At 64.0% G+C, this 12,275-nt stretch carries 5 protein-coding genes; 3 read left to right on the plus strand and 2 right to left on the minus strand.

The genetic code is table 11. The annotated features are described in order from the left end of the window. Nucleotides 1–530: 530 nt before the first annotated feature. Complete coding sequence (locus NTD80_RS17105) at nucleotides 531–5,180, minus strand: hypothetical protein (RefSeq protein ID WP_262134391.1); 4,650 nt, start codon at nucleotides 5,178–5,180, stop codon at nucleotides 531–533. Nucleotides 5,181–5,220: 40 nt separating this feature from the next. Beyond that, complete coding sequence (locus tag NTD80_RS17110; RefSeq protein WP_262134392.1) at nucleotides 5,221–10,044, minus strand: dermonecrotic toxin domain-containing protein; 4,824 nt, start codon at nucleotides 10,042–10,044, stop codon at nucleotides 5,221–5,223. Between the two features lie 139 nt (nucleotides 10,045–10,183). Between NTD80_RS17110 and NTD80_RS17115 the strand changes: the two genes are divergently transcribed. The 3 genes from NTD80_RS17115 to NTD80_RS17125 all read left to right on the plus strand — a co-directional run bounded on the left by NTD80_RS17115 (nucleotide 10,184) and on the right by NTD80_RS17125 (nucleotide 11,972). Beyond that, the gene (locus NTD80_RS17115; RefSeq protein ID WP_201144908.1) at nucleotides 10,184–10,474 is read left to right on the plus strand and encodes a DUF5629 family protein; all 291 of its coding nucleotides are present in this window, start codon (nucleotides 10,184–10,186) and stop codon (nucleotides 10,472–10,474) included. Then, nucleotides 10,461–11,636, plus strand: coding sequence for a lactonase family protein (locus tag NTD80_RS17120; protein WP_262134393.1), 1,176 nt, complete (start codon nucleotides 10,461–10,463; stop codon nucleotides 11,634–11,636). Before NTD80_RS17115 ends, NTD80_RS17120 begins: the two co-directional genes overlap by 14 nt. Nucleotides 11,637–11,792: 156 nt before the next feature. Continuing rightward, entirely contained in the window at nucleotides 11,793–11,972 is a 180-nt protein-coding gene (locus tag NTD80_RS17125; protein ID WP_065907868.1) for a hypothetical protein, read from the plus strand. The last annotated feature ends 303 nt before the right edge of the window (nucleotides 11,973–12,275 follow it).

A 12,275-nucleotide genomic window follows, 5' to 3' on the forward strand; every position in this document is an offset into this window, starting at 1 on the left:
GCTTCATGTGGAGAGTTGGATTGGTTGTGGCTGGTGGGCTTCATGTGAAAAGTGGGATTGGTTGTGGCTAGCTGGCTTCATGTGGAAAGTGGGATTGGTTGTGGCTAGTGGGCTTCATGTGGAGAGTGGGATTGGTTATGGCTAGTGAGCCTCATGTGGAAAGTGGGATTGTTGTGGCTAGCGGGCTCCTTGTGGCGAGCGGGCTTGCCCCGCGTTGGGCTGCGTAGCAGCCCCTTTTCCACACACTGCGGTTTGCCTGAAACAACGCGGCGGATGGAGTGGGGGCGCTGCGCACCCCAACGCGGGGCAAGCCCGCTCACCACAACAGCCCTGCTCACCACCACAGTCCTGCCCATCACAAGAGGACTGCTCATCACAGCAGTCCTGCCCATCACAACAGCCCTGCTCACCACTACAGCCCTGCCCATCACAAGAGGACTGCTCATCACAACAGCCCTGCCCATCACAAGAGGGCTGCCCATCACAAGAGGATTGCTCATCACAGAAGGCCCGCTCGCCAGCGTTTCCCCTCAAGGCGCGAGCGGCAGGAACCAGCGCTCGGCCAACGCCTTGCCCAGCAAGCCGCGGTGCACGTCCACTACCGCCTGCGGGCTTTGCGCACGGGCCAGTTGCGAGTAGTAACTGAGCTTGCGTTGCTCACGGGTCTTCAGGTGGGCGGCGGTGTAGTGGGCCTTGGGTGTATCGGCCGCGGGGTAGTGGAAATGGGCGTACCACAAGGGATAGCCTCCCGCGTCGTTGACGGCGTATTCCTGCACAAAGTCCCGGCGCTCGCCGCGAAGTTGAATGCGCTCTCCGAGTAACGCCATGTTCGCGCGCTTCTGCTCGATCAGATACTCCAGGTTGCCGTGCGTCGGCGGCAGTTCCAGGCTCAGTTGAATCCGCAGCGCCTGGCCACGCTCATTCAGGCGTACCGCCGCCTGGCGCATGTCATTTTCCAGGGCCTGGTCGGCCGGCGCTCGGGCCTCGGCGGGTTGGGCCTGGATCGCCAGGTGCAGTTCGGTGGCCAGCTTGTCGTAGCGCACCGACTCGTGCAGCAGCACCTCCTGGACTTCCTGCGGGTGCCGGGAAACTTTCTTGTACTGCTCGCCGCGCTGCAGGTGTTCCTCGAGCATGCCCAACAGCTTGCGGGCCTCGCCCTTGACCAGGCTCAAACTGCGCGGCACGCCTGGCGAGCGCGGTGGCGTCGCGTCCTTGAATTCGATCCATTGCTCGCCTCGCTGTGAATAGGTGCCCAACACTTCACCGGTGACCTGCGAACGAAGCTCGACAGTTTCCAGGGTCCCCACGGGTTTGACCTCGCCGATAAACGTGCCTTTTTTAGCCGTGCGAATGACTTTTTTCTGCACTTTGCCGGCGACTGTCGGCGGGCGTCGGCTCGGGCGCGGAGCGGGTTGGGCAGCGGGTTTGATTTCACTGGCGAGCTGCTGGGCCGCTTGCTGGTACAACCCCTCCACCAGCTTGACCAGTTTGGGGAAATACTCGCCGTCCAGCTCATCGGTATCCACGATGCCAAGCCCCTGCAGTGAGTCCAGGCCTCGGCCATAGTGCTCCACCAGGCTTTCCAGCACGCTGATGCGCTCCTCGGCCGTCAGCTCCAGCTCGTTCAGGTCACTGTGGGTGCGCAAATGCTCCTGCAGGGGCTCGACGATATCGAGCATCACGCTGACCAAGGCGTGATCCGGGTGCTTGTGGGTCATCAGCGCATAGTTGCGCATCAGCAGGTCCTTGACCGCCAGGGCGCTGATGTCCTGCGGGCGCTTCCAGGTCAGGCGGCGGTAATGGTCGCTACCGACGGGGCCCAGGTTGAACAGTTGGTCCAGGTAGCGATCACGCACCTCAAGCCAACGGATCGAGCGCTCATTGATAGCAATCATGCTGCGGATAAACTGCTGGTAAGCGGGGAAGTCGCCAAAAATGGCTTCGGCCAGGCGTGGGGATTTGTCCATGAGATGAGCGTGGGTGCGGTGCAGCGCGCCCCGGTCTTTCTCGGCCACCACCACATGCCTGCGCGCATTGTTGACTATGTTTTCCAACAGGCTCGCGACGGATTGTGGCGGCAGGGCGATGCCCAACTCGTTGCGTTCTTTCAGGCTGTCCAGTTGCTGTTGGTATTCCTGGGTCTGCGCTTGCAGTGCGGTGTCGTATCGTTCGCGGCTTTCAGCCAGTCGCGCCTCGCTGAAGCGAGGGTTCTCGGCGGCGCGGGTCATGACCTCGAGGATAATGTCGATCCGGTTTTGCTGCGCCACCTGGCCCTGGATAAACTGTTCATATTTGTCCTCCAGCTCGCGGATGCGTTGCGCACGCCGTTGACGCTCGGCGGCAATCCGCTTGGGTGGCATGCCGCCGCGCAGGTGCAGGCGCGTGTCCACCGACCACACGCCGTGTGCATCGCTGCGCAGGTAAGGGCCATACACGTCGGCATTGCTGGGCATCACCACACGGGTTTCGTCCTGCGGCTCCAGGCTGACCTGCAACCATTCGCCGTTGGCCAGCGCATACCACCGGTTTTCGACCCGATAGAGCCCGCGCCGCGGCCCGTTCAAGACCGGTTGGGGCAGGGGCGATGGCCGCGGCGCCTTGAACGTCGCGAGACGGCTGCGTTGGCTCTGGGTCAGGCGCTGGCGTGCCTGGGCGAAGCTGAAATCCAGCACGGTGCTGTCCTTCTGTGCCAGCGCCCCGGGCAGCAGGACGGCGCCTTCACGGATACTCGGTGCTGGCGGTTGCGGCCATTGCTCGGCGATCCACGGGGTGAAGGCCGAGGGCAGCGCCTGCTCCCTGAGGCCGGTTGCCAGCGGCGTCGGTGTAGGTATCACCACGGGCACGGCCTCCAGCAACAGCAGCCCGAGGTTGAGCAGCAGGTCGACGCTGGCCAGCTCCCGTGCGTGCGGGTCCGTGGCGGTCAGCGCCGGAATGTCCTGGCCCAGGCTGGCCATCAGCCCCAACAGCCAGCCGGTGAGCATCGCCGGCCCGCGCAGCAGGGGCAGCAGCAGGTTGCCGAACAACAGGCTGCTGCCTTCGCGCAGTACCTGCCAACGGCTCTCGCTATTGGATACCGACGCGCGGTCGGCTTGCTCCACCAGGGCCCGCGCATGGTCGCTGAACAGATAGGTCATCAGGCGTCCGGTCACCAGGCATTGCTGCAGTTCGTCGTTGATGCCATCAGCGGACAACGTCGCCGGTGTCGGTGTGCCCAGGGCCGAGAACTCATCGCCCTGGCCGAAGCGCACGTAGTGAGGCTCGCGAAACCCGCCATTGGCGTAAATCGGCCGAGCCGTGTCACTCAGCCAGGTCAACACGCTGTCCTGCAAGGGCCCAGGTTCGGCGATGGCTTCAAACAACGCCTCGCGGCTGGCAAATTCCTGCAAGGCTTCGGCGTACAGCGGTCGGTACAGCACATGAGGACCGAGGGTGGTGTCGCGGGCTTCGATCAGGTACATGGCGCTGACCCGGTCCGGCTGGGCGCCGGGCATTTGCAGCAGCGCCAGGTGACGGATCACCACCGGATTCTGATCGACCTGCTGGTCGGTGGCTGCCGGCTCCATCACGGCGGCGACCAGGCGCGCGCCCTGGGGGCTCAGCCCGGCTTGCTGTTTCAGGCTCAATTCCAGTGCCAGCAGCGGCAGTTGCACGGCTTGCTGCGCGGCAAACAGTGCTTCACGCTGGCGTGCCTCGGGGCTGTCGCCGAGTAACTGGGTTTCGAGCAGGCGTGGGTAGTGCTGGCCAATGTCCACGCGTTCCACCAGGCCGCCGGTGCCCATCAGGTAGTCGGCGGTCAGCCACGCCGGCAAGGGCAGGCCTTGCCGGTTGGCGAGGGTCACGCTGGCGCTGGGACGGCTGGACAGGTTGTCGATGGCCAGCTCGGTCAGGCTCACGCGTTGGTGGCGGATGATCCCGGCGGTGCCTGGGTAGCCGGCGGTTACGGAGAAAGTCAGCAGCAGGTCGTCGGGGTGCAGGGCCGCGACCGACGGCGGCGTCGGCGCGTGATTGGCAAAGGTCACGGCATCCCCTTGCAGCGCTTGCAACAGCGCGTTGACGGTGTAGGTGCGGATGTCGTCGATATCGCTGAGCACGGTACGGCCCGCCGCGCGCTGTTTGGCGGTGGCCAGCGCCAGGGTATAGCGGCGGTAGGCGGCCTGGTCGTCGGCGCTGGCGCTGTGCAGCCACGCCGGCAAATGGGTACGCAAGGTTGCCAGGGCGGGCGCTGCCGGCGTGTCGCGGAAGAATCGGCCAGGGTCGGTGATCTCGTTATACAGCGCCTGCCATACGCTGAAAGGCTGGCCGGTAGGCAGGTTCAGGTTGCCGAGGTCTTCGAGTTGGCGATTGAGGATCAACGAGGCCTGGTGCTCGAAGAGATCGCCGTCGGGTTCGTAGCGTTGCAACTGGATGTCGTCGACCTGGTACTGACGCCCCAGGCGTTGGCCGAAGGCCTGGACCAGTGCATCGACGCTGGCGAAGGCCTCGATCCCCGTTTGCGGGTTGCACAGCAACACCGGCGCCGTGCCGTTGATCGCGCGGATCAACACCAGTTCCGGGCCGAGCAGGCTGACGCTGCGCGCCGCGTCCTTGAGCGTCGCTTGCAGCCCGTAGGCAAACACCGCACCTTCGCCATGGCGGGCGAGACGGTCCTCGCGCCCAGGGTTGCTCAACACCTGGTCGAGGGTCTCGCGGGCCACTTGATCCAGCTCTTCCTGGCGCAGGGCGGCGACGCGCAAGGTGTCTTTCAGCGCATCGGCGAGCCAGCGCCAGTGGCCGGCATCCCAATACGCGGCGAGAGCGTTTTGCAGCGCGATGGGCAATGTCTGAGGAATTTCGTCGGCCAGCTTGGCAATGACTTGCATATCGAGTTTTTCCCGCGTCAGGCCGGGAAGCTTGAGGCGCTTGGGCGGCTCGTCGGAGAGGTACCAGTCAAGCTTGCCGACCTCCCTGAAGTCCAGCGGCACCCCGCCGGCCAGGGCGTCGTGGACCACTGGCATAAACGGTTGCAGCAGCCAGCTGCGGCGCTGCGGCCTGGCCAGCCGCGTGCGGCTCAGGTCCAGTGCAAGGGTCGGGTACCGCTCGCCAAGGGCGGTTGCGAGTTGCTGGCGAATCACGCTTTCCAGCGTCGGGCGATCAGCGAAGCGCGCGCTGACGGCGTGCGCGATAGAGTCAGGGGATTGCATACACATCCTTTTGGTAATTCGATGCCATTCATGGCGGGATCTAGGCGGGAAGCAGGCTCAGGAACAGGCGTTGGTCCAGTGGCGCGGTGATCGGGTTGTACAAATCACGCACGATGGCGCGGTTGTCGTTTCCGGCCTGGGCGAGCAAGTCCTTGAGGGTGATAAAGCGGTGTTCGGGACGCTTGAGGTGGGCCTTGGTGTACTCAGCCGCCGGCACGCCGGCACGCGCGTAGTGAAAGTGTGCGTACCAGAGCACCGTGAGCGCATTTTTCTCGCGCACTGCAAACTCCGTGACATAGTCGCCGGCAGCCGTGCGTTGCGGGCCGTGGACCAAGCCGATGTCTATGGCGGCGTGAGTGCGCAGGTAATCGATGTTTTCCTGGCGGGGCCGCTGGGCCTTGAGCCCTTCGATGCAGTGTTGCCGGCCCTGGGTGCGCAATTCGCCGGCACGTTTGCGCAAGCGCTCGACCGTCTGCGGCTCCTGGTGCTGTCGCTGGATCTCATCGGCAATCGACTCGATGCGCTGGGCCTGATACTGGAGCATGTCGTCCCAGTCGCGGGGATTGAGGTCGTCGCGGCGTTGCGGGTCCTTGAGTTTGTTCTTCTGGAACTTGATGGAGCGCTCAATTGCGCCGACTTCCTCCAGCAACTGCTGGGACTGGGTACGCAAGCTGGCCAGGGAGCGGGTAGGAGGCTTTTCCGCCGGGCGGCTCGGCGGCGCGTCGACGATCTCGATCCAACCCTCTCCCGGGTGTTCGATGAACCGGCCGCTGGGCTGCTGAGTGATCGGGTTGCGGGTGATGATGGTGGGGAAAGGCGTATCTGCGTCAGGCGCTTGCAGTTCACCTACCAGTGCGCCCTTGTCCCGGGACTTGAACACGCGTTTTCCGGGAACGGCGATTTTCAGCGGCTTGAACACTCCCGTTTGCGGCGGCAGAAACTCATCCTCGCGCAGTACATCGGCCAAGTCGGCCTCTGCCGCGCTGCGTACTGTTTCGAGGCGTTCGATCAGCAGCGGCATATAGCGCGGGATGATCAACGGGGAATTGATGTCCATCAGCGCGCGGTAGATCTGTAGCCGGTGGCTGTAATGGTCAATCAGGTTGAGCAGCACCGCCTTGCGCTCGGCGACGGTAAAGCCCTCGGTGGCCAGCAGGTCAAGGTGGGTGTTCACCCTTGAGGACTCGACGCTGTGCAGCAGTCGCTGGTTCTGGAAGAAATACAATTCCTCGGCGGTGTGCGGTTCGAATGTCAGGTCGATGCTCAACAGTGCCAGCAGGTCAAGGGTTTCCAGGGTTGCGGCCACGCGGTTGTAGAAACGTCGGGCAGGCACTGCACTGAGGTACTTGTAGCGCTCTGCGGGCCCGCTCTTGAGATCACCCGCGAGTGTTTCGAGCGCATTCTCGATGTCGAGCACCGCCTTGAAACGGCGCTCGCTGGCGGCAAAGTTGGTTTGCACCAGATCATAGACATAACGGATGGCTGCTGTGTCGCCTGGCGTGCCGGCCAGTTGAACCAGGGATTCACCCTGGTCAGAGAAAAAGGTGCTGCGGTGCAAGGCGTCCGTGAAGGCGATGTGTAACTCATCACTAGCCAGCAGGCTCGTGTAGACCTCCTGCGCATTGGCTTCATAGTCGAACTTGCCGTCCGCCACCTTGATTTTCCGGTAGGCCTCCAGCAGGTCGCGGCGATGCTGCTGTTGGGGGCCGGCGGTACGTTCGAAGCGTTCCAGCAGCACCTGGAAGCTCACCTTGGCTCGGGCCCTGGAACGTGCGATGGCGGCGTGCGCCTGGATAAGTACCGGATTCTCGGGCGCGGCCCGCAGGGCTGTGTGGGCAACCAGCAACTGCTGGTCGAGTGATTCAAGCAGGGCCTTGGCGGGGAATATCCCGTCGACAAAGCTCAGTTGCTCACGACTGACCGCCGCTATAAGGCCCTCAATGCGTTTGGCGTGCTCGTGGGCTTGTGCGCGTTGTTCTTCAATCTGCACCAGTTTGGCCTTAAAGCGGTTCTTCGGTCCGCCGCCGCGCAGTTTCAACCCCAGGTCCAGCGACCAATGGCCCTGGCCGTCGGTCTTGAGTTCAAAGCCCGGATGCTCAGGTTTTTGCGGATGGACGATAAATACCGCGTCGGTTTCGGCTTCGATCTTCACCTCAAACAGCAAGCCGCCCACTGAGGCATGCCAGCGCCGGTCGATTCTGTACAGCCCTCGATGCGGACCAATCTCCACGGGCGTCGGCGGCGGCACGGGCCACGCCACATTGAGTTCGCGCAGGGCGTCCAGCAGGCGCCGGCGCGAGGCATCCCGGGCGTTGGAATGGATAAAATCCACCAGGGTCTGGTCGCCCGCCACCGGTTCGGATGGCAGGCCGATGGGCCCATGTTCGATCAGCGTGGGGGCCGACGGCTCAGAGGCCGGGCGGCGCAGGGCGGCGAGGGGCAAGGTCGGCTCGCCCGGCGTGCGCGTGGGCAGGCGCGGCGCGGTGTCGGTGGGCGAGGCCGCGTGCAGCACCAGCAGGCCGATATTGAGCAACACATCGACCCAGGCCAGTTCCCGCGCGGCCGCGTCATCACTCTGCAGGCCGCTGAGGTCGTGCTTGAGGCTGACCGCCAATTGCAGGATCCAGCCCACGGCCATCGCCGGGCCGCGCAACAGCGGCATCACCAGCACGTTGAACAGCAACCAGCCGCCCTCCAGCAGCACGGCCCAGCGGCTTTCGGCATTCGACACCGAGTCGCGATCAGCCAGGTCCACCAGGGCCCGGGCATTGCTGCCGTAGAGGTATTGCAGCAGGTTGCCGGTCGCCAGTGATTGTGCGAGCGAGCCTGGCACTTCGCCGCCGTTGAGGTCCTGCGCCAACTGCGCGGGCGGTGGTGCGGGCCACTGTACGGTGTCGTCACCCTGGCCGAAGCGCAGGATATGCGGGCTCTGAAAGCCGCCGTGGCTATAGATCGACCGCGTCTTGTCCGGCAACCAGGCCAGCACACTGTCTTGCAGGGCGCCAGGCTCGGCAATCGCGTCGAACAATGCCTGGCGACTCGCGAACTGGTGCAGCGCGTCCGGGTACAACGGTCGATAGAGCAGATGCGGGCCATTGCCCTGGTCTCGAGGCTCGATGATAAACATGCTCGCGACGTTGTCCGGCCGCGCGTCGGGCGTGCGCACGAAGGCCAGCGGGCGGATCACGATGTCCTGGCCCTCTACCACCCGGCCGGGTGCGCTGCGCTGCAACACCGCCTTGACGTAGCGATAGCCCTGGAAGGTCAGGCCGTGCTCCTGGCGAATCGCCTGTTCCAGCGCCTGGTGTGGCAGCTGCACGCTCAGTTGCTCGCCAAACAGGGCTTCGCGCCGGCGTATGTCAGGGCTGTCCCCCAGCAGCCACTCGCGGATTTTTGCCGGGTAGTGCCGGCCAATGTCCACCTGGCGAATCAGCCCAGGCGTGCTGTGGAATACGCCCTTTTCCCCGAGCACATAATCCTCGTTGAACCAGGCGGGCAGGGCGGCGCCCGAAGTGTCGCGCACACTCATGCGGCCCTGCGGCGCAGCGGCGAGGTTGTGGATGGCCAGCTCGGTCAGGCTCATGCTCACCGGCGCCAGGTAGCCGCTGTGCAGGTCGCCTACCGGGACATGGAAGGTCAGTTGCAGGTTTTCCGGTTCCACGCTGGACTCGGGATGATCGCGGCGTATCTGCTCGCGCAGGGTGCGCACGGTGAAGGCCTGCAGGCTCTCGACGCCGTCGAGGAACGATGCACCAGTGTTTTCTCGCTGCACCCGCGCCTGGTCCACCAGCCCCTGGCGATAGGCAAAGCGCTGGTCGGCGCTGGCCGCCTGCAGCCAGTCCGGCAGCGCCGCCTGGAGACGCGCCTGGTGCGTCGGGTCGGGGACCGGGGCGGCGAGGAAGGCCGGTACCGGGTCGGTGGCGTCGGCGAAGCGTTGCTCCAGGGCGCGCACACCGTCGGTGGCCGGCAAACGGAGGGCGTCGAGGTCATCCAACTGCTGATTCAGCAGCAGGGCGGCCTGGATATCGAACAGGTTGCCATCGGGCTCGTAGTGCTTGACCTGGATCTTCTCGGCCAGCAACGCGGCGGCCAGGCGTTGACCCCAGGCCTGGTTGAACGCGTCCACTGAGGCAAAGTTTTCAACGTTGCCCGAGGCCTGGCACAGCAGCACGTGGTCGCCTTGCACCAACAACAGGTCGCTGCTCAGCAGGCGCGTGGTGCGGCCCTGGTGGATCACGCAGCCCTCCAGGCAGTACGCACGCACACCCTCGCGTTCGCGGCGATCGGGTTGGCGGCTGACGGCGTAGAGCATGTCTTGGGCAAACCCGGCTGGCAGCAGGCTGGCGGTGCTCTTGAGGTTGTCGGCCAGCAGGTCGCCGAGCCATTGCCAGCGGCTGGCACCGGTGTCGGCGGCGCCGTTCCAGTAGCGGGTCAGGGCATCTTGAAAGGCGATGGGCAGGGTGAAGGGCAGGTCGGCAATCACCCGTTCGATCACCGCCATGTCCGGTTCGCGGGGGCCGTCGGCCTCATAGGTCAAGTGCAAGGGCGGGCGCTGGGACAGGAAGCAGCGGCGCGTGTCGATCACCTCGGTCATGTTCAGGGGCGTGCCGTGGCCGAGGTAATCGAGGATGACATCGCTCAAGCGCCGCAGGTCCCAGCCGCGTCGTTGGTTGGGGACGGCCAGCTTGACGCTGGACAGGTCCAGCACCAGTGAGGGGAATTGTTCCAGCAGGCGTTCGTGCACGTGCTGGTCGACCACCTGGCGCAACGTCGGGCGCCCGGTGAACTGCCGGGCCACGGCCCGGGCGAGGGTGTCGCTTCGATGAGGCAGCAACAGTGGGATGGCGGGTGTGTCTTGCGGCATAAACGAGTCCATTCTGTCAGAGGGTAGTCCCTAGAATCGCAAGCCGCTGCGCAGCGGGTGCGGTAGCCCGCTATCGCGACACGACGGCACCGCCGGATTGGCCTATCATCAAGGTTTTTTCCACTGATGAATGATCCTGATGACTGTCCGCAGCCTCTCTAATGAACTTGCAACCAGCGACATGCTCGAAATCGATGGCCTGCATGCCTTTGACTTCAAACTCGACGACCAGAAGCTGTCGATCATGTGCATGGATGGCCGCGCTGAGAAACGCTGGTCCTTCAGCCTAGCGCAAGTGCAGGCCGCAACCTTTGATGAAGCCTTGCAAAGTTGGACCCTCACCGGTGATTCGGGCGAGCACCGCCTGGTGTGCATGGCCGCCTTCACCGGCAACAATAACGACGAGGAAGACGAGCATGATGATGCGTAAATTCTGGCCCCTGCTGATGGCCGGCAGTGTCGGCGCGATGTCGGTACAGGCCGCGCCGGCCGACACTTATGAACTGTTGGTGGGCAGCTACACCGCCGGCACCAGCCAAGGCATCTATCGGTTGCAGTTCGACAGCCGCACCGGCCAGTTCCAGGGCGAGCCGGTGCTCGCGGCCAAGGCAGCCAACCCCTCGTGGTTGACGGTGTCCAAGGACCAGAAGCATCTGTTTGTGGTGAATGAAAACGGCCCGGGCCAGAAAGACCCGGTGGGCCGTGTGAGCAGCTACAGCATCGACCCGCAGAACCATCAGCTGACCCTGGTCAACCAGGTGCAAAGCCTGGGCAATGAGCCTACGTATTCCAGCGTCGCGGCTGACGGCCGTTACCTGTTCGTGGCCAACTATTCGGTATTGGAAGACCCGGGTGGCAGCCTGGCCGTGCTGCCGGTGGACGCCAGTGGCAAGCTGTCGGCGCCGGTGCAGTTGAGCGGGCACCCGGCCAGCCGCGTGAACCCTGAGCGCCAGGCGTCCAACCATGTGCATTCGGTGGTGTCGTCGCCGGATGGCAAGTACGTGTTTGTGCAGGATCTGGGGGCGGACAAGGTCTTTGTCTACCACTACGACCCCAAGGCCAACCACGAACTGCCGCTGACCCCGGCTGATCCAGCCTTCGTGCAATTACCGCCAGGCAGCGGCCCGCGTCACTTGCTGTTCAGCGCCGATGGCAAGCATGCCTGGCTGACCACCGAGATGAGCGCCCAGATCGCCGTGTTCGACTACCACGACGGCAAGCTCACCCAGACTCAACTGCTCGATTACGCCGCCGGGCAACCGGTGTCCGACAAGGCCGGTGCCGCGCTGCATGCGTCCAGTGATGGCAAGTTCCTCTATGTGAGCAATCGCGGCACGGCCAATCAACTGCTGGTGTTCAGCATTGACCCGGCGACCGCGCACCTCAAGGAGTTGCAGCGCCGCTCCGTTGAAGGCGATCACCCGCGCGAGTTCAGCCTGGACCCGAGTGGCAAGTTCCTGCTGGTGGCCAACCAGAAAAGCAATGCAATCGTAGTGGTCGAACGTGACCCCAAGACCGGCCTGCTGGGTAAAACCGTGCAGAAACTGGCGATCGACGCGCCCAGCGACCTCAAGTTCCTGGTGCGTCAATAAGCCACAGGCCCCGCACGGCGGGGCCTGACTCCTTGTATTAATTCTATTAATAGCGGCTACTGTTTCAAAGCATTTCTAAGGTTCAGCCCTCGGGCGTAAGTTGGGTTCCAAGGCCTTCCCCGGCCACTCAACCAAACGAACACAAGGGTTACCGACATGAACTTGAACCTCTTCTCCATCATCGCCGCCTCCGCTGTTTCCGCCACCGTAGCCTTGCCTGCTGCCGCCAGCGTGGACGTTGCCGGTAAAAAATCCAGCACCAGCGCCTACACCCAGAAATACCTGCAACAAAGCGCCAACTTCTACGCCGCACTGGACCACAAGACCCAACACTGATTGCCAGGCAACACAGATCAAATGTGGGAGCTGGCTGGCCTGCGATGAACTCAACTCGGTGAATCAGTTGGACCGAGTCGTCAGCATCGCAGGCCAGCCAGCTCCCACATTTGATTGTGTGGAGGGCAGGTGATTGGGTGCTGGCAGGTGATGGTCTGGTTGGCAGGTGATTGTGGGGATGGCAGCTCTATTGTGGCGAGCGGGCTTGCCCCGCGTTGGGCTGCGAAGCGGCCCCATTGCAAGCGCCCGGGCTTGACCTGACACACCGAGGCGCCGGGTCCTGGGGGTGGGGCGCCGCCCCAA

Source organism: Pseudomonas sp. 13B_2.1_Bac1 (genome assembly GCF_025466155.1).
In the GTDB taxonomy this organism is placed as follows: domain Bacteria; phylum Pseudomonadota; class Gammaproteobacteria; order Pseudomonadales; family Pseudomonadaceae; genus Aquipseudomonas; species Aquipseudomonas aylmerensis.

Excerpts from the sequence above, each read along its gene's own strand:
- NTD80_RS17105 (WP_262134391.1), bottom strand. The coding sequence starts at position 5,180 with ATGCAATCCCCTGACTCTATCGCGCACGCCGTCAGCGCGCGCTTCGCT.
- NTD80_RS17110 (WP_262134392.1), bottom strand. The coding sequence starts at position 10,044 with ATGCCGCAAGACACACCCGCCATCCCACTGTTGCTGCCTCATCGAAGC.
- NTD80_RS17115 (WP_201144908.1), top strand. The coding sequence starts at position 10,184 with ATGACTGTCCGCAGCCTCTCTAATGAACTTGCAACCAGCGACATGCTC.
- NTD80_RS17120 (WP_262134393.1), top strand. The coding sequence starts at position 10,461 with ATGATGATGCGTAAATTCTGGCCCCTGCTGATGGCCGGCAGTGTCGGC.
- NTD80_RS17125 (WP_065907868.1), top strand. The coding sequence starts at position 11,793 with ATGAACTTGAACCTCTTCTCCATCATCGCCGCCTCCGCTGTTTCCGCC.